This is a genomic window from uncultured Blautia sp., from assembly GCF_902497045.1.
In the GTDB taxonomy this organism is placed as follows: Bacteria; Bacillota; Clostridia; order Lachnospirales; family Lachnospiraceae; genus Blautia_A.
Genome location: NZ_CABVDF010000032.1, coordinates 1 through 19,112, shown reverse-complemented (window position 1 = coordinate 19,112; position 19,112 = coordinate 1). Strand labels below are relative to the sequence as shown.

Below are 19,112 nucleotides of genomic sequence, written 5' to 3'. Positions count from 1 at the left end.
AATTACAAAATGTATTATAACAGAAAGAATGTCTGACAAAAAGGGGGCTTTCATATGAAGATTACATTTATTGGTGCGACACATGAGGTCACTGGAAGCTGTTATTATCTGGAGGCTGCCGGTCGGAAGTTTCTGGTAGATTGTGGTATGGAGCAGGGGCCTAATTACTATGAAAACAAGGAAATCCCTGTAAATCCGGGAGATCTGGATTTTGTGCTTCTGACGCATGCGCATATGGATCATTCCGGAAATCTTCCCGCAATTTATGCCAAGGGATTTCAGGGACCCGTTTATGCTACTGAAGCTACCTGCCATTTGTGCGATATCATGCTCCGTGACAGTGCCCATATCCAGATGTTCGAGGCGGAGTGGAGGAATCGCAAGGGACGTCGTCAGGGAAAACCGGAATTTATACCTGCTTATACAATGGAAGATGCACTGGGAGTAATTCGAAATTTTGTTCCCTGTCCTTACGAAAAAGTTATAGCTCCGGCGGAAGGAATTTCAATACGTTTTGTAGATGCAGGTCATCTTCTGGGGTCGGCCAGCATTGAAATTACTATTATGGAAGATGGAGAAGAAAGAAAAATTGTTTTTTCGGGAGATATTGGAAATACGTCGCAGCCTTTGATCAAGGATCCGACTTATCTGCATGAGGCAGATTATGTAGTGATGGAGTCTACTTATGGAGACAGAAGCCATGGAGACAGACCAGATTATGTAGGGATTTTAAGTGATGTGATCCAACGAACCTTTGACCGGGGCGGAAATTTAGTGATTCCTTCCTTTGCAGTAGGACGTACACAGGAGATGCTTTATTTTATCAGGCAGATCAAGGAAGAAGGAAGAGTTACCGGACATGGGAATTTTAAAGTATATGTAGACAGTCCTCTGGCAAATGAGGCTACCACTATCTTTGGGGAGCATCGTTACGACTGCTTTGATGAGGAGGCTATTTCCCTGATCCGAAAGGGAATTAATCCTATAAGTTTTCCGGGATTGAAAACTTCTGTTACAAGCGAAGATTCAAGGGCGATCAATTTTGATGAAGAATGTAAGGTGATCATTTCCGCCAGTGGAATGTGTGATGCCGGACGTATTAAACACCATTTGAAGCATAATCTTTGGAACAAAAATAATACGATTCTCTTTGTAGGATATCAGGCAGTAGGAACTCTTGGAAGATCACTTCTTGAGGGCGCAAAAGAGGTAAAGCTTTTTGGTGAAGACGTATATGTGGCTGCGGAAATCTGTCAGATGCCGGGGATCAGCGGACATGCAGATGTAAATGGACTTCTTGACTGGATAGGTGCTTTTGAGAAAAAACCACAAAGAGTTTTTGTGACTCATGGTGAAGACACGGTAACAGATCTTTTTGCAGAGAGACTTTGTGAAGAAAAGGGACTGGATGCAGTTGCACCTTTCAGCGGAACGGTATATGATCTGAAAGATAATGTATGTATTTTTGAAACATCTGGTGTAAAACTTGAAAAGACACATCTGTCACCGAAGAGTACGAAGGCTGCCCGGGCTTTCCAGAAACTGGTGGCAATGGGACAGAGACTTATGTCGGTGATCCGGAAAAATGAGGGCGGAGCTAATAAAGATTTGGAGCGCTTTTCCAGAGAGATACAATCCCTTTGTGATAAATGGGACAGAAGCGACAGATAAAAGAGAAATGAATTTGATGGAGTGAATAAAAGCTGTGAACTGGCAGACATGTCAGTTCACAGCTTCTTTATATTACTGCAGTGCTTCTTTTACTGCACGTGATAACTGATCCGGACATGAAGTCGGACGATGACCGCAGCGGATTCCGTCCAGACGACGGATTACTTCTTCTGCATCCATTCCTTCTACAAGCCTGGCAACTCCCTGTGTGTTTCCGGAGCAGCCACCCTGAAATTTAACATTGTGGATCTTTTTTTCGTCATCAAGCTCAAATTCAATTGCGCTGGAGCAGACTCCTTTTGTTTTGAAAATCATCTATTGTTCCTCCTTTGATTAGTCTGAATATATAACTTCTGAGATGATTGTGAAAAGTAATACCGTAAGACATTATAACAGAATTGAAAAAAAGTTTCCATATAAACGGAACTTTTGTTATAATACATAAGTGAAACGGGCTGCTGTTCACATGGCACGATCGTTGCTGTGAACGGAGCAGCTTGCTTTAAAAATAAGAAAATAGCAGGATATTTTGTCTGTAAAGGAGATTACTATAATGAGACGTATTGGAATTATCGGAGCAATGGCTGATGAAGTTGCAGGATTAAAGGAACTGATGCAGGATATAGAGATCACACGTAAGGCATCCATGGAGTTCTATGCGGGAACTCTGGAAGGAAAAAACGTGGTGGTGGTACAATCCGGTATTGGTAAGGTGAATGCAGCTGTTTGTACCCAGATCCTGGCAGACGATTTTCAGGCAGAGGTCGTGATCAATACAGGTATTGCAGGAAGTCTGAATAATGATATTAACATTGGAGACATTGTGGTTTCTACAGACCTTGTCCATCATGATATGGACGCAGTGGCTTTTGGATATAAAAAGGGTCAGGTTCCGCAGATGGAACAGTTTTCTTTCCAGAGCGATGAAGCTCTGCGCCGTCTTGCTGTGGAAGCATGCAAAGAAGTTAATCCGGACATTCAGGTATTTGAAGGACGGATCGCTTCCGGAGATCAGTTTGTAGCAGATCAGGGGATAAAGGATTTTATAGTCAGTGAGTTTGGAGCGTATGCAGTAGAAATGGAAGGAGCAGCCATCGCCCAGGCAGCTGTGCTGAACCATATTCCATTTCTGGTGATCCGCGCTATTTCTGATAAGGCAGATGGAAGCGCCCATGTAGATTATCCTGCATTTGAAAAACTTGCAATCCAGCACAGTGTTAAACTTACCAGAAGAATTTTAAGAAATATCCAGGGATAAATAACAGATAAAGAAAAAAGAAATTTCAGCCGGATCTGGAACCTTTTGGAAATCTCTGCATAGCCTAAAAGCAGAGAACAGAAGGGGAGAAGGCAGCTTATGTATTATGATGAATTTTTTCCGTTTTATGCAGTATATGCAGATCCTGAGGTGTATGACAGAGAGCTGCAGCAGGAAAGAGAGGCAGAACTGATGAGATCCCGGTATCCGCAGACAGCCCGTGAGCTTCAGGATTATATTCATGAGGAAGCGGATCTTATGGATTACCAGGGCAGCAGGATTTATGATGAATATCCGGATCCGTGGATGATGAGAAAAGAGTATGAGCGGGTAAAAAATTTACTGCGGGAAAAAAACAAAATGAAAGAAATGTCCGACGAACTGCTTCAGGTGCTTTTCTGGCAGGATATTTCCGAAAGGCGCTGCAGAAAAAAACGATGCCGGGGTTACTGAAACCTAAAAACAGGTTTTTTAGGAATTGTATGAGACAGCAGCTGAATAGTTAGAGGTAAAAGTATGAAAACAATACAGGAATTTTTGGAAGAGCAGATCAGAGAAGACCTGATCCTTGCAGTACTTAGCGGAAGCAGAAAAAAAGATATTCCTACAAGAGTGCGGATCCGCCCTGTGGAACTGAAGGGACGGATCCTTTACCAGGCATCTTCCACTGTGGGGCAGAAAGTTCTGCACAGGAACTACACCAGAGAAGAACTCCTTTCTTATATGGAGCAATGCCTTTCAGGAGATTATTCTCAGCTTCAGACCCAGGGACGATGTTCAGATGGAAGCGTTCTGGTCAGCAAAAAAGGAAAGCAGACGATTAAAGTAAAACCTCATGAAGTGAAGGAAAACGTAAAGATCCTTTCGCATAACCGGGTAAAACAGTATATTCTTCCAGAAGGTGTTCCAGTGCCGTTTCTGGTAGATTTAGGAGTTATGAGCCCGGAAGGTAAAGTACATGTATCGTCTTATGACAAATATAAACAGATTAATCGTTTTCTGGAATTTATCGAAGATGTTCTTCCAAAGCTTTCCAGAGACAGAGAGATTACCATTGTGGATTTTGGCTGCGGAAAATCCTATCTGACCTTTGCCATGTATTACTTCCTCAGAGAACTGCGGGGATATGATGTAAATATCATTGGTCTTGACCTGAAGGCGGATGTGATCGAGAACTGCAGCCGTCTGGCAGAAAGCTATGGCTATGATAAACTGCATTTCCTTCAGGGAGACATTGCAGGCTATCAGGGTCTTCAGAAAGTGGACATGGTGGTGACTCTTCATGCCTGCGACAAGGCAACCGACTATGCTCTTGCAAAAGCTGTGGAATGGGATGCAGAGGTTATTTTTTCAGTTCCCTGCTGTCAGCATGAACTGAATGCAAAAATCAGCAGTGATCTTTTAGCTCCTGTTTTGAAATATGGAATATTGAAGGAACGTCTGTCTGCTCTTATAACAGATGGCATACGGGCGAATCTTCTGGAATCCAAAGGATATACTACGCAGATCCTTGAATTTATCGACATGGAGCATACACCTAAGAATCTTCTGATCCGTGCGGTAAAAGGAGGAAAAAAACAGGGAATGGAGAATCTCCGGAATATGACAGAAGCCATTCATGGAGATCTGACTCTGGAGAAGCTTTTGTATCCTGAGAAGGGAGATGTATAATATAAAATGAAAAGATTTTTGCGCAGGTTCGGAGTGCTGTTCCTGGTATTTATTCTTGGAGTAGCCGGGACTGCGATATTGATGAACAGCCGGTCAACAGACGACCGTTCAGATATGAATAATCCGGTTCTTCCGGAGGTTATGGTGGACTTTAGCGGAACTTTATCCAATCTTATGCATGGATATCGGGAACCTATGCAGGCAGATTTTGTCAGGGAGTGTGTGACTCCTCTTGATACTACCAGACAGCTTCAGCTGGTGATCGATCCTCATGAGTCAGAAGTAAAAAGTCTTTCATATGAAGTACGAAGCTCAGATGGAAGAAAGGTGATCGAGAACAGAAAGATCAACGCTCTGGAAGAAGCAGAAGGCTACTTAAGAACATCTATAGAGATCAGCTCCGGTCTTCTGATGAATCAGGAATATTCCATGCAGATTACACTGGATACAGACACCGGAGAAGCCTACTACTATACAAGAGTGGTTTCCCGTTCAGTTACAAAAGTTTCAGAGTATGTGGCTTTTGCAAAAGAGTTTGCGCGGAAATGTATGGACAAGACTCTGGCTGACGAACTGTCCGTTTATCTGGAAGTTACTGAGAGCGGAGTAAGAAATTTTAATGATGTCAGTATTTCCTCTTCTTTATCAGATATAAGCTGGGGAAATCTTCTTCCTCAGATATCCCGGGAGGGAATTCCGGTTATAAAGGATATTAATGAAACTACAGCAAGTATTCAGTTGGAATATGAGATTACAGCCAATAATGATGAGGGAAAAGCTGAGTATTATAATGTGACAGATTTTTTCCGAATGAGGTATACAGATTCCAGAATCATGCTTCTTGATTTTCAGCGTTCGGCATCACAGATCTTTGATCCTCAGCTTTCTGTGATCAGTGACAGAGGCCTTCTTCTGGGAGTAGGTGATAAAGCTGTTTCTTATATGACCAACGAAGAGGCTGAAGTAGTGGCCTTTGTCCGTGAGGGAGAGCTGTGGACGTATGTACCGGAAAACGGTAAATTTGTAGATGTATTTAGCTTTCGGAAGCAGGAAAACAGCGATTTCCGGGATGCTTCCACAGAGCATGGGATCAAGCTTCTCAGCGTAGAAAAAGATGGTGATGTAAACTTTATGGTCTATGGTTACATGAGCCGTGGAAATCATGAAGGATACAGTGGAGTGGGAGTTTACCACTACAGTAATGACCAGAATATGGTTGAGGAAAAAGTATTTATACCGAGCACAGAGTCCTATGAGTTCCTTAATGACGATCTGGGTATTCTTTCCTATGTAAACAAGGAAAATCAGCTTTTCCTTGTGCTGGCAAAGGATCTTTATCAGATCAACATTGATGAGAGCAGTTATGAGATACTGGCAGAAGGAATCAACAGTGATAATTTCGTAGTTTCCGATACCAATGCTCATGCAGCCTGGATCGTGTCCCAGGGAGAGAACGCAGGACAGATAGAACTGATGGATTTTGATTCACAGGAAATAAGAATGATAGCTCCGGCAGAAGCCCAGGAGCTTCGTACTCTGGGATTTATGAACGAGGATCTGATCTACGGTATTCTGCAGAACGGTGACATCATTACAGATGAAAACGGTCATTCCACAGAAGGGCTGACTTCCTTTAGAATCGAAGATTTTAAGGGGAACCTGAAAAAAGAATACCATCAGGATGGGCTTTATATTATAAATGTGACAATTGGACGGACGCTGATGGAGTTCCAGCTGGCGGCAAAGACGGAGAAAGGCTATTCTGTCCAAAAAAAGGATAATATCATGAATAATGGAAATACCACTGCTAAACTGGTGTCTGTGGAACAGACCAGTTCGGACAGACAGGGAACAATGACCCGTCTGACTTTTGAAGACAGTCCGGAATCAGATAAACCGCTGATCCTTCATGCAAAAATGCGCAGTGTAAAAGAGCATGTGGTAGAACTTCAGGTGGAAACTCCGGAAGAAGAACTGTATTATGTATATGGAAAAGGCGGGCTGGACAGCACATGGACCAATCCGGCTTCAGCAGTAAAGAGGGCGGATGCTCTTACCGGTGTAGTGCTGAACCGTGCACAGCAGTATGTATGGGAAAGAGGAAACGTCAAAACTCAGATTACCTTGAATACAGAAGATATCCCTGATATTATAAAGTCAGGCTCCTGGGATAAAAAAGTTCTCCAGGAAGGTATGGGAGATCAGGGAACGATCATAGATCTTACCGGATGCAGTCTGGAAAATATCCTTTATGAGATCAGTGCCCAGAGAGCGGTGATCGTTAAGACAGGTGAAAATTCAAGCAGAGTGATCGTAGGATACGATGAGTACAATACCTGGCTTTTGGATCCGGCAACAGGAGAAGTGAAGCCCTATGGGCTGAATGACAGTACAGCATTGTTCCAAAAAGCCGGAAATGTTTTTATCACATATCTGGAGGCTGTGAAATATTAAACACAGTACTCCTGAAAAATAAAGAAAAATGAAGAAAAGATTCTTCGGAAATGGGAGGCAGCAATATGCAGAAAGAGCTGATGGAGAAATTCAAAGAGGTTTACGGTGAAGGTGGAGAAATTCGTCAATATTTTGCACCGGGACGTGTAAATCTGATCGGAGAGCATACCGATTATAACGGAGGTCATGTATTTCCATGTGCACTGACTCTTGGAACATACGGACTTGCGAGAAAAAGAGAGGACAGAAAGCTTCGTTTTTATTCTGCGAACTTCACCAAACTGGGTGTGATTGAAACTTCTTTGGACGACCTTGTTCCGTCAGATGAAGCAGGATGGACAAACTACCCAAAGGGAGTGATGTGGGCATTTGAAAAAAGAGGGGTTAAGTTTGATACTGGTGTGGATTTCCTTATTTACGGAAATATTCCCAATGGTTCAGGTCTTTCCTCTTCTGCATCGCTTGAAGTTCTGACTGGACTGATGTTAAAGGATATGTTTGGGGTAGAACAGTTTTCCATGCAGGATCTTGCACTGATCGGACAGTATTCTGAAAATAATTTTAATGGAATGAACTGCGGCATCATGGATCAGTTTGCCAGTGCAATGGGTAAAAAAGACTGTGCCATCTTCCTGGATACCAGTACATTAAATTATGAATATGCTCCGGTGGTACTGAAAGATGCAAGGATCGTGATCACTAACAGTAAAGTAAAACACAGCCTGGTAGGATCTGCGTATAACGACAGAAGAAATGAGTGTGAAACAGCTCTCGAGGAACTGAAAAAGGTAATTGACATCAAAACTCTTGGAGACCTTTCAGAGGAAGAATTTGAGGCGCATAAAGATGCCATTACAAGTGATATCTGCCGTAAACGTGCAAAACATGCTGTTTATGAAAATCAGCGTACTGTCAAGGCAGTGAAAGCACTGAAAGAAGATAATGTAGAAGAATTCGGCCGTCTTATGAATGCTTCCCATGTTTCTCTCCGCGACGATTATGAAGTTTCCTGTGAAGAGATTGATATTCTGGTGGATCTTGCATGGAAGATCCCAGGCGTGATCGGATCCCGTATCACTGGAGGCGGATTTGGCGGCTGTACAGTGAGCATTGTAAAAAATGATGCAGTGGATACCTTTATTGACACCATTGGAAAACAGTATAAAGAAAAGGTTGGTCATGAAGCTGAGTTCTATGTAGTAGATATCGGTGATGGAGCTCATGTGATTGCATAAAAAACAGGGGGACAGACACATGTTAAGTAGAAGCATCAGAAAACTGGTACAGTATGGAATCGAAACAGGGCTGACACCGGAGTGTGAAAAAAATTACACGATCAATCTTCTTCTGGATGTATTTCATGAGGAAGAATACCAGGAGCCGGAAGAGAACTTTACAGATGTAGATCTGGAGGAGACTCTAAAAGAACTTCTGGATGAAGCAGTAAAAAGAGAACTTATTGAGGACAGTGTGGTTTACAGGGATCTGTTTGATACTCGTCTTATGAATTGTCTGATGCCAAGACCTGCTCAGGTTCAGAAGGAATTCTGGGACAGATATGAGAAGAGTCCGGAAGAGGCAACAGATTATTTCTACAAATTAAGCCAGGACAGTGATTATATTCGGCGTTACCGTGTTAAAAAAGATCAGAAATGGTCTGTGGAAAGTCCTTATGGGGATATTGATATCACCATTAATCTTTCTAAACCGGAAAAGGACCCGAAAGCCATTGCAGCCGCCAAGAACGCAAAGACAAGCAGCTATCCCAAATGTCTGCTCTGTGTGGAAAACGAAGGTTATGCAGGACGTGTGAATCATCCGGCAAGAGAAAACCACAGGATCATTCCTATCACTGTAAACGACAGTCCATGGGGATTTCAGTATTCTCCTTACGTATATTACAACGAGCACTGCATTGTATTTAACGGACAGCATACTCCGATGAAGATTGAGAGAAATGCGTTTATCAAGCTTTTTGATTTTGTAAAATTGTTTCCTCATTACTTCCTGGGGTCAAATGCAGATCTTCCTATCGTAGGAGGCTCTATCTTAAGCCATGATCATTTCCAGGGAGGACATTATACCTTTGCCATGGCAAAAGCTCCTATTGAGAAGTATGTGACCATTCCAGGATATGAGGATGTGGAGGCAGGCATTGTCAAATGGCCTCTCTCTGTTCTCCGCATCCGTCATAAAGACGAAAAGCGCCTGATCGATCTCGCTTCTCATGTACTGGAAGTATGGAGAGGATATACAGACGAAGCTGCCTTTATCTATGCAGAGACAGATGGTAAGCCTCACAATACCATTACTCCGATTGCACGTAAAGTGGGAGAAATGTTTGAACTGGATCTGACTCTGAGAAACAATATTACGACAGAAGAGCATCCTCTTGGTGTATATCATCCTCATGCAGAGTATCATCATATCAAAAAAGAAAATATTGGTTTGATCGAGGTTATGGGACTTGCTGTTCTTCCTGCACGTCTGAAGGAAGAACTGGAGCTTCTGGAGGAATATATCCTGACAGGAAAGGATATTGCCTCCAACGAAAAAATAGAAAAGCATGCGGAATGGGTACAGAAATTCCTCCCGAAATATACCAACATAAACAAAGACAATATACATGAGATCCTTCAGAAGGAAGTTGGCAATGTATTTGTTCATGTACTGGAGGATGCCGGCGTTTATAAATGTACAGAGGAAGGCAGAGCTGCCTTTATGCGTTTTATAGAAAAACTCTGATTTCCGGAAAACTCCTGTATTTACACCTTGCAGGAACACAATGAATGGGATATACTAGAAAGCGAAACGGACGCCTGGGCGTCTGCTTCGCTTTTTATGATTTTTATGAAACAGAGAGAGGAAATAGATTATGAAACTTACAACAGTAAAAGATATTTACACAGACCGCCAGACTTTTCTGGACAAAGAAGTTACAGTAGGCGGATGGGTCCGCAGTGTCCGCGGTTCCAAGGCATTTGGATTTATCGTTCTTCATGACGGCTCCTGCTTTGATACTCTGCAGGTCGTATACCATGACACTATGGAAAATTTTGCAGAGATCAGCAAACTGAACGTAGGCGCTGCAATTATTGTAAAAGGAACTCTGGTTGCCACACCGGAGGCAAAGCAGCCTTTTGAGATCCAGGCATCTGAGATAATGGTAGAGGGTGCTTCCGCTCCTGATTATCCTCTTCAGAAAAAACGTCATACCATGGAATATTTAAGGACTATGACACATTTAAGACCAAGGACAAATACTTTCCAGGCTGTGTTCCGTGTTCGTTCCCTGTGTGCCTATGCCATCCATAAATTTTTCCAGGAGAGAGGATTTGTTTATGTGCATACGCCGCTGATCACAGGAAGCGACTGTGAGGGTGCAGGCGAGATGTTCCGCGTGACAACACTGGATCCGCAGAATCCGCCGCTGGATGACAAGGGAAATGTAGATTACTCTCAGGATTTCTTTGGAAAAGAGACAAACCTGACTGTAAGCGGTCAGCTGAACGGAGAAACTTATGCTCAGGCATTCCGCAATATCTATACGTTTGGACCGACTTTCCGCGCAGAGAATTCCAATACCACCCGTCATGCGGCAGAGTTCTGGATGATTGAGCCGGAGTGTGCGTTTGCAGATCTTAATGATAATATGGATCTTGCTGAAGACATGCTGAAATATGTGATCCGCTATGTCCTTGAAAATGCTCCTCAGGAAATGAATTTCTTTAATTCTTTTGTGGATAAAGGACTTCTGGACCGTCTGAACCATGTGATCGATTCTGAATTCGGTCATGTGACTTATACAGAGGCCATCGAGCTTCTGGAAAAGAATAATGACAAATTTGATTATAAGGTATTCTGGGGCTGTGATCTTCAGACAGAGCATGAAAGATACCTGACAGAGCAGATCTTTAAGAAACCGGTATTTGTTACTGATTATCCGAAGGAGATCAAAGCATTCTACATGAAGCAGAACGAGGATGGCAAAACAGTTGCTGCTATGGACTGCCTGGTACCGGGAATCGGCGAGATCATCGGAGGAAGCCAGAGAGAGGATGACTATGACAAGCTGAAAGCACGTATGGAGGAGCTTGGACTGAAGGAAGAGGACTATGGATTCTACATGGATCTTCGTAAATACGGTTCTACCCGCCATTCCGGATTTGGCCTTGGATTTGAGCGCTGCGTAATGTATCTGACAGGAATGGGAAATATCCGTGACGTGATCCCGTTCCCGAGAACAGTAAACAACTGTGATTTATAAGGAGTAATGAATGATAAGATTTATTCATCTTGCAGATGTACATCTGGGAGCAGTTCCTGACAGGGGCTGCCCCTGGAGCCATGAGCGGGAGGAAGAGATCTGGGAGACTTTCCGCCGGGTCATTGCGTCTGTACGCAGAGATCCGGTGGATTTCTTGTTTATAGCAGGAGATCTTTTTCACCGTCAGCCTCTTTTAAAAGAACTGAAGGAGGTTAACTACCTTTTTTCTACCATTCCTGAAACAAGAGTTTTTCTTATGGCAGGAAATCATGATCATATAAAGCAGGATTCTTTTTATAAAGGATTTTCATGGGAGCCAAATGTTACATTTTTTGAACAGGAGATGCGTTCCTGTGTGGAAATCCCGGAGCTGAATACTTTTGTTTATGGCATGAGCTATCAGCATCAGGAGATTCGGGAACCTCTTTATGATGCCTGGAAACCGGAGGATAAACCTGGATTTCATGTGCTTCTTGCCCATGGAGGAGACGGAAATCATATCCCTATGGATATGAAGCGTATTGCGGCATCAGGTTTTTCCTATCTTGCACTGGGACACATCCATAAGCCTCAGGCAGTGATCCGGGGAAAAGCTCTGTATCCGGGGGCTCTGGAACCAATTGACCGAAACGATACAGGGGAACACGGATATATCCTGGGAAGCTATGATGAAGGACGGATACGGCTGAAATTCATGCCGTTTGCATCCAGAAGCTATCAGAATCTTCTTCTGACTATGCAGGAGACTACTACTCAGTTTTCTCTTGAAGAAATGGTAAAAAACGAGATTTTTAAACGAGGCGGCAAGAACATATACCGGATCATTTTAAGGGGATGGAGATCTCCGGAGCTGATCCTGCTTACAGAACGCCTGAAAAAGCTGGGAAATATTGTAGAGATCCTGGATGAATCAAAGCCTGCATATGACCTGGAGGAACTTTACCGGAAGTATACAGGCACCCTTATTGGAGATTATGTTGGCTCCTTTATGGGCAGAGACCTTACTGTGGTAGAAGAAAAGGCATTGTATCATGGACTGCAGGCCTTGCTTGAAACTAGTATATTAAATCGATAATGGGAAAAGATCATGATCATAAAACGTATTAGTGTCAGAAATTTCGGCAGACTTCATAATCGGACCATGGAGTTTTCTCCGGGGATCAATGTGCTCTGCGGAGAAAATGAAAGCGGTAAGACGACTACGCATACTTTTGTAAAAAGTATGCTTTACGGAATCCAGAGACAAAGGGGACGGGCAGCAAAAAAAGATGCCTATACGCTGTATCTTCCCTGGGAAAATCCCGGAGATTATGGAGGGATCCTGTGGTTTGAAAACGGAGGAAGGAATTTTCGGCTTACCAGAAATTTTTATAAAGAAAACCAGATGACAGAGCTTTTCTGTGAAGATGACGGAGAGCTGATGGATGTGGAGGCAGGTGATCTGGAGGCAGTTCTTGGAGGCATAAGCGAAACGGTCTATGAAAATACAGTTTCTGTTGCGCAGCTGAAAAGCACCACAGGTGTAGAGCTTGTCCGGGAAGTACAAAATTACATGGCCAGCTACCAGGGAGCCGGAGACAGCTCTGTGGATCTGGGACGTACCATGCAGATGCTTAAAATGTCCAGAAAGGGCTATCAGGTGCAGGCTGACAAAAAGAAAAAGGAGACAGAGCTGGAAAAGGAAAAACTGCTTTCCAGTATGGATTACCTGAAGCAGGAACTGGATGATCTGAATGTGAAAGAACAGGATCTGGCAGGAAGGTATGAAAAAGAAGAGGAGAGAGGCATAAGCGCTGTGGAGGAAAGTCTTTCTGCTCTTTTATCCCAAAAAAAGAAGACGGATATCATTATGGCGGCATTTTTGATCCTGGGTGTAGGCGGTGCTCTTGCAGTGGCAGGATTTTTCAAAAGCATACTTTTCGCTATGATCATAGGCGTGGCAGGTATCCTGGCGGCGGCAGGCAGCTATATCATGAGACTCCGGATAATAGAAAAGCTTCAGAATAAAGAACGTCAGAAGAACCGTTTTCTGGCTAAACAGGAGAAACTGGAGTGGAGCCGCGACAGCCTGAGAGAGATTCGCAGGGAAAAAGAGACGGCCCTTGAAAATATTACCACGGAATATCAGGAAACAGAGGAGCATGCCTATCATCCCCTTGCTGAAGAGATGGAGATTGAAGCTTTGAATCTTGCCATGACAGTGATCGACAGACTGTCAAAGGATATCCACCATCAGGTGGGATGGAAGCTCAGACGACGGATTTCCCAGATTCTGGGAGAGATCACAGGAGGAAAGTATACAGAGATACTGATAGATGCAGATCTCCACATTTCCGTCAATACAGGAGAGCGGACAGTAGCTTTGGAGAATCTCAGCCGGGGAACGGTGGAACAGATTTATTTTTCTCTTAGAATGGCCGCAGGAGAGCTTCTGTGCGGCTCAGAACAGCTTCCGGTGTTTCTGGATGAAGTATTTGGCATGTATGATGAAGAACGGCTTGCATCAGTGCTTAAATGGCTTGCGAAGGAGAAACGCCAGGTGATCATCTGCAGCTGCAGACAAAGGGAAATGGAGATTCTTGAAAAGAATGGAATATCTTATCATAAAATAGTGTTATAAAAATGCTTCTGCGGAAAAAGCCGCAGACAGATAAAAAAGACTGATAAACAGGCAGACCAAATAAGAAATCTGCAGTTTATCAGCCTTTTTATATCCGGATTGCAGGAATTTAAAACAAACTCCTGTTATTTGTTCTGATCCATATAGTTGTTTACACAGCGTTTGATACGGTCCACAGGATTCAGAAGATGACTGATGGACATGTCATGGTTCAGGGTATCTATGATAAGGGCAATGTATTTACTCATATCACAGGTGATATAATATGGTTTTTCCAGAAGCTCCGGTGTCTGATATACCAGGTTGGTGGTAAGAAGCTTGTCGAAATAGCCTTTTTTGAATCCTTCATCAAATTTTTCCAGACCGTCTGTAAAGAAGCCGAAAGTAGAGCAGATATAAATCTTTCCGGCGCCTCTTTCTTTCAGAAGAGAAGCAATTTTAAGGACAGTGTTTCCGGAAGAGATCATATCATCAATGAGGATCATATCCTTCCCTGCCAGCTTCGGTCCAAGGAATTCGTAAGCTGCAACCGGATGACGTCCGTTGATGCGTTTGGAGTAATCCAGACGTTTGTAGTACATACCCATATCTACGCCTAATACGTTTGCCAGGTAGATAGCGCGGTTCATACTTCCTTCATCCGGGCTGATGATCATAAAATGTTCGTTGTCGATCTGAAGTCCTTTTTCATTTTTCAGAAGAGCCTTAATAAACTGATAGGAAGGTTTTACAGTTTCAAATCCGTGGAGCGGAGTTGCATTCTGGACACGGGCATCGTGTGCATCAAAAGTAATGATATTTTCCACACCCATGGCTGTCAGCTCCTGAAGAGCAGTTGCGCAGTCCAGAGATTCACGTCCTACACGTTTGTTTTGTCTGCTTTCATAAAGATAAGGCATAATGACATTGATTCTTCTGGCTTTTCCGCCGATCGCTCCGATCACTCGTTTCAGATCCTGGAAATGATCGTCCGGAGACATAAGGTTGGTAAAACCTCCCATGCGGTAAGTCAGACTGTAGTTGCACACATCAACCATCAGATAAACATCATCGCCGCGGACGGATTCTGTAATTACAGATTTGCCTTCACCAGAGCCGAAACGGGGATTCTGTACATTGATGATATAGGAATCTCTCTGGTATCCTTCAAAAGCAAAGGAGTTCAGTTCCTGATGATCCCTTTCGCGTCTCCATTTCGCAAGCCAGTCATTGACTTTTGCTCCAAGTGACTGGCAGCTTTCCAGCGGGATAAGTCCCAGTCTTCCTACAGGGAGTGTTGTCAGATCTTTGGTGCTTAACTGTGCCATTATTTATTTTCCTCCTAAAAAAATTTTCTGTATACGGATATCTTTTCCGATGAGCTTGATCATCTGGAAATTGCTGGCGATCCGGGAGAATGTTCTCTCGGAATAAGTTGAAGAAAAATCTTCCAGCTTCAGATTGGTGGAAATGATCGTAGACCGCCTGCGGGCGATACGTTCATTTATGCACAAAAAAAGCTGTGAAGATACAAAGCTGTTGGTAAGCTCTGTTCCAAGGTCATCAATGATCAGGAGATCGCAGTCATAGATGAAATCTTCTTCCGGATCATGTTCCGACCTTTTGTGAAAAGTATTCTGAGCCATTTTGTCAAAAAGATCAAAGGCTGAAAAATACAGTACGCAGTGAGCTGTCTGCAGAAGCTCATGGGCAATACAGTGAGAAAGAAAGGTCTTGCCAACTCCGGTACTGCCGTAAAGGAACAGGTTCTGGTAGCGGGAATCAAAATCCTGAACAAAATTTCTGGCGGCTTCATAGGCACGCCGGGCTGTTTCCCGGGCAGTTAATCCGGTTGCTTCGTTTTTTATTGTATCAGAATACCAGTCAAAAGAAAAGTGCTCAAAATTTTCTTTTTCCAATATTTCTGCCAGATTTGACTGTGTATATAACAGCTCGATCTCCGCTTTTTTAAAGCAGGAGCACTTTTTGCTGCCGATATATCCGGTGTCCTGGCAGTGCGGACATATGTAATGAGGTTCCAGGTAATCAGAAGGAAATCCGCCGGCTGTCAGAAGAGATCGGCGTTCCTTTGCAAGATCGGCCACTTCTTTTTTCAGATCGTCCACAGAACCGCCTGTTCCACTGAGCAGGGAGCGGGCTTTCTGGGCGCTCAGAGAGGCGACCTCCTGGTCTATTTGGGAAAGACGGGGGATTTTTGCAAAGGCAGTCCTGCGCCGCTCCTCCAGATCATGCTGCACACGGGCCTGGCGCCGGTTGTATTCTCTCATGATCACATCATACTGAAAATTCTGCAGTGACACTGTACTCCTCCTGTCTGAAGATTTTTACTGGTTAAGCAGGCGCTTTTCGTATTCGTCAAAATTGTATTCGCGCTGCTGGAAATTATTGAATTTGTTGCCGGATGCAGGTGAAGCAGGAGCTTTGGCCTGCTTTTTTTCCTGTTTGCGCTTTTTATATTCAGCATCAAGAGCCTGGATATCCTCCAGGCTTTTAACCTGTTTCTTTTTCCAGCCTGTCAGGATCTTATCAGCGTACTGGAAGCTTGCCTGACCGGTCTGCAGAACTGTCCGTGTGCAGGCCTCCTGGATAACAGCCATGGAAAAACCGTAGGTCTTAAGCCAGGTGTCCATAAGCGTGACTTCTGTTTCCACCGGGCTTCGGTTGGTGATGCCCAGTGTTTTCAGGATAGAATAATAATCCTTACTGTATCGGGCATTGGCTTTTTTTGCTTCCGCTACTGTGGAAATTCCTTCCTGTGCCCAGGCAAGAGCTACCGTCTCCATATAGCGGATACTTTTATGGCTGCGGCTGACACAGTATTCCAGAAGATATTCGATCAGATCTGTGGAAAAGCCCAGTCCGTCATAAAAGAAAAGAAGCTTTTGAATCTCTGAAGGGGACAGGGTTTTGCCAAGGTACTGTTCAGCAATATAAAGAAGCTGGACGATCTCTTCGTTCTGCTTCAGTTCTCTGACTCTGTCAGGAGTGAGAGGAACTGTCTGTGCAGGAGCCGGCTGTCTGGAAACGGAAGAGCCGGATGGTTCTGATGCAGGTGCTTTGGATTTAGGCGGAAGGAGTGCAATACTGCGGAGGACCTTGTCTTCTGCAAAGTCAAGGGCAAGGATATCCTGACGGGCCCAGTATTTCAGTGCACGCAAAATATCCCGCTCTGTACAGAGCAGGCGGTCTGCCATTTCCTCCAGACTAAAAGAAACCGGAGTGGTGGACAGCGTACGTAAAAGATAAATATAAACTTTTACAAATTCACCATTAGCCTCCGGCATGTAGTCGTCTATAAATATATTGGACAGAAGCGTAACCTCTGACTGTGAGGGCTTCTGAAGTGTGATCATACTCATGAACGATCTCCCGCTTTCTATATCTTTCGAGTCAACTGCATTATAGCACAAGATTTTTCAAATGAGAATAGGGTATTTTGGTCTTTAACTTTCCACACCAAAATGTGGATAATGTGGATAATGTGGACAACGAATTTTGGCGAAAATTGTCTGTAAATTCTGGAACCCCTTTATTTTGCAATATTTTGGTGGATTATAGGTGAAAAAAATGTGGAATCATGTCGGCTTTTAAAGGTGAAAAAAATCCACATGTTTAGCACGGGGGAAATGTGCATAAACATGTGGATAATGTGGATAATTATTGACCGAGAAGCTGTTCGCCTATATTTACAACGTCTCCGGCGCCCATAGTTATCAACAGATCACCCTGTGTACAATTTTCAAGTAAAAAATTTTCGATCTCATCAAAAGTAGGAAAATATTCGCAGGGAGTTCCCAGTTCTGTTATTTTTTTGCGGAGATCGTCAGAGGAAATGCCAAGGGTGTCAGTTTCTCTTGCAGCATAGATATCTGCCAGCACAACATGATCTGCCAGAGAAAGAGCCTGTGCAAACTCCGGAAGGAGCGCTTTGGTACGTGTGTATGTATGGGGCTGGAATACACACCAGGTTTTTTTGTGAGGATAGTTTTTGGCTGCATGGAGCGTTGCTTCGATCTCTGTAGGATGATGTGCATAATCATCGATAATGGTTACTCCGCCTACCTGTCCTTTGTACTGAAAGCGGCGGTCAGTTCCGGTGAAGCTGTTCAGTCCTTCTGCGATCACATCCCAGGAGAGATCCAGAAGCTGAGCTGCTGCCACTGCAGAAAGGGCGTTGGATACATTGTGGATCCCGGGAACCTGAAGGGTACAGGTGCCAAGAGGCTGTCCCTGGAAGGAAACCGTAAAGGAGCCGTGTCCAAATTCATCATAAGTGATATCGGAAGCCGTATAATCGGCATCATGTTCCAGACTGTAGGTGATCACACGACAGGAAAGCCCCTTGGTGATCTGCTGGTACTCCGGAGTATCGGCATTGATGATAAGCGCTCCGTCTTCCGGAAGAAGCTGGGCAAATTTTCGGAAAGAACGGCGGATGTCGTCAATATCCTTAAAAAAGTCCAGGTGATCGGCATCAATGTTCAGGATGATGCTGATCTTAGGGAAAAAGCTGAGGAAACTGTTGGTATATTCACATGCTTCTGTCAGGAAGGTTTCTGACTGGCCTACACGGATATTGCCGCCAATGACCGGAAGGATTCCGCCCACACTGATCGTAGGATCACAGTTTCCTTTTAAAAGGACATGTGAAAGCATGGAGGTGGTGGTTGTTTTTCCATGAGTACCGGCTACTGCGATGGGAGTGTCATAATTTTTCATGATCTGTCCCAGAAGCTCAGCTCTTGTGAGCATAGGAAGATTTAATTCCTTTGCCCTGGCAAATTCGGGATTGTCCGGATGGATAGCGGCTGTGTAGACCACTGCCTGCACATCAGAGCCAATATTAGAGCCGCGCTGTCCGTAATAGATTTTTGCGCCTTTTTCCTCCAGGGTTCTGGTAAGAGCACTTTCTTTTGCGTCAGAGCCGGAGATGGTGAATCCCTCTTCAAGAAGAACCTCAGCCAGTCCGCTCATACTGATACCGCCGATGCCGATAAAATGAACGGCGATGGGTTTTTGGAAGTCTATCTGATACATAGTATTATTCTCCTGTTCATGTTCATTTATGAATCTGTTCCTATTATAACTCTAACCGTATAAAATGAAAAGTATTTCTTAAATTGAAGGATCAAGGCGAAATGTGATATATGATAAAACATAGTAAAAACATG

General features: G+C 43.8%; 15 protein-coding genes. 10 read left to right on the top strand and 5 right to left on the bottom strand.

The annotated features are described in order from the left end of the window. Positions 1 to 54: 54 nt before the first annotated feature. Positions 55 to 1,671 (top strand): MBL fold metallo-hydrolase, encoded by a 1,617-nt coding sequence (locus RDS42_RS04330; protein WP_308782553.1) that lies wholly within the window; start codon positions 55 to 57, stop codon positions 1,669 to 1,671. Between the two features lie 72 nt (positions 1,672 to 1,743). Here the strand turns inward: RDS42_RS04330 and RDS42_RS04325 are convergent, their stop codons facing one another. Then, positions 1,744 to 1,986: a TIGR03905 family TSCPD domain-containing protein gene (locus RDS42_RS04325; protein ID WP_308782552.1), complete on the bottom strand. Its 243-nt coding sequence runs from the start codon at positions 1,984 to 1,986 to the stop codon at positions 1,744 to 1,746. Between the two features lie 238 nt (positions 1,987 to 2,224). On the opposite strand from RDS42_RS04325, the gene RDS42_RS04320 reads away from it, so the two are divergent. The 9 genes from RDS42_RS04320 to RDS42_RS04280 all read left to right on the top strand — a co-directional run bounded on the left by RDS42_RS04320 (position 2,225) and on the right by RDS42_RS04280 (position 13,941). Beyond that, complete coding sequence (locus RDS42_RS04320) at positions 2,225 to 2,929, top strand: 5'-methylthioadenosine/adenosylhomocysteine nucleosidase (RefSeq protein WP_308782551.1); 705 nt, start codon at positions 2,225 to 2,227, stop codon at positions 2,927 to 2,929. Between the two features lie 99 nt (positions 2,930 to 3,028). Next, on the top strand, positions 3,029 to 3,382 hold the full coding sequence (locus tag RDS42_RS04315) for a hypothetical protein (RefSeq protein ID WP_308782550.1): 354 nt from the start codon (positions 3,029 to 3,031) through the stop codon (positions 3,380 to 3,382). Positions 3,383 to 3,445: 63 nt separating this feature from the next. Beyond that, the gene (locus tag RDS42_RS04310) at positions 3,446 to 4,600 is read left to right on the top strand and encodes an SAM-dependent methyltransferase (protein ID WP_308782549.1); all 1,155 of its coding nucleotides are present in this window, start codon (positions 3,446 to 3,448) and stop codon (positions 4,598 to 4,600) included. A gap of 6 nt (positions 4,601 to 4,606) precedes the next feature. Then, entirely contained in the window at positions 4,607 to 7,054 is a 2,448-nt protein-coding gene (locus tag RDS42_RS04305) for a hypothetical protein (RefSeq protein WP_308782548.1), read from the top strand. Positions 7,055 to 7,119: 65 nt separating this feature from the next. Next, complete coding sequence (locus RDS42_RS04300; RefSeq protein WP_308782547.1) at positions 7,120 to 8,289, top strand: galactokinase; 1,170 nt, start codon at positions 7,120 to 7,122, stop codon at positions 8,287 to 8,289. A gap of 19 nt (positions 8,290 to 8,308) precedes the next feature. Beyond that, positions 8,309 to 9,799 carry a UDP-glucose--hexose-1-phosphate uridylyltransferase gene (galT, locus tag RDS42_RS04295; protein WP_308782546.1) on the top strand — a complete coding sequence of 497 codons (1,491 nt, stop codon included), beginning with the start codon at positions 8,309 to 8,311 and terminating at the stop codon, positions 9,797 to 9,799. A gap of 130 nt (positions 9,800 to 9,929) precedes the next feature. After that, a complete protein-coding gene (gene asnS / locus RDS42_RS04290) occupies positions 9,930 to 11,321 on the top strand; it encodes an asparagine--tRNA ligase (RefSeq protein WP_308782545.1) in 1,392 nt (463 codons plus the stop codon). A gap of 10 nt (positions 11,322 to 11,331) precedes the next feature. Next, positions 11,332 to 12,396, top strand: coding sequence for a DNA repair exonuclease (locus RDS42_RS04285; RefSeq protein WP_308782544.1), 1,065 nt, complete (start codon positions 11,332 to 11,334; stop codon positions 12,394 to 12,396). A gap of 12 nt (positions 12,397 to 12,408) precedes the next feature. After that, positions 12,409 to 13,941 carry an AAA family ATPase gene (locus tag RDS42_RS04280; protein WP_308782543.1) on the top strand — a complete coding sequence of 511 codons (1,533 nt, stop codon included), beginning with the start codon at positions 12,409 to 12,411 and terminating at the stop codon, positions 13,939 to 13,941. Positions 13,942 to 14,066: 125 nt separating this feature from the next. Here RDS42_RS04280 and RDS42_RS04275 read toward each other — a convergent pair whose 3' ends face one another. The 4 genes from RDS42_RS04275 to murC form a co-directional block, all read right to left on the bottom strand. Continuing rightward, positions 14,067 to 15,248: a ribose-phosphate pyrophosphokinase gene (locus tag RDS42_RS04275; RefSeq protein WP_308782542.1), complete on the bottom strand. Its 1,182-nt coding sequence runs from the start codon at positions 15,246 to 15,248 to the stop codon at positions 14,067 to 14,069. Positions 15,249 to 15,251: 3 nt separating this feature from the next. Further along, positions 15,252 to 16,241, bottom strand: coding sequence for an ATP-binding protein (locus RDS42_RS04270; protein WP_308782541.1), 990 nt, complete (start codon positions 16,239 to 16,241; stop codon positions 15,252 to 15,254). 24 nt (positions 16,242 to 16,265) lie between these two features. Further along, positions 16,266 to 17,300 (bottom strand): DnaD domain protein, encoded by a 1,035-nt coding sequence (locus RDS42_RS04265; protein ID WP_308782540.1) that lies wholly within the window; start codon positions 17,298 to 17,300, stop codon positions 16,266 to 16,268. 298 nt (positions 17,301 to 17,598) lie between these two features. After that, positions 17,599 to 18,978, bottom strand: a complete 1,380-nt coding sequence (murC, locus tag RDS42_RS04260) for a UDP-N-acetylmuramate--L-alanine ligase (RefSeq protein ID WP_308782539.1) — start codon at positions 18,976 to 18,978, stop codon at positions 17,599 to 17,601. Positions 18,979 to 19,112 lie beyond the last annotated feature (134 nt).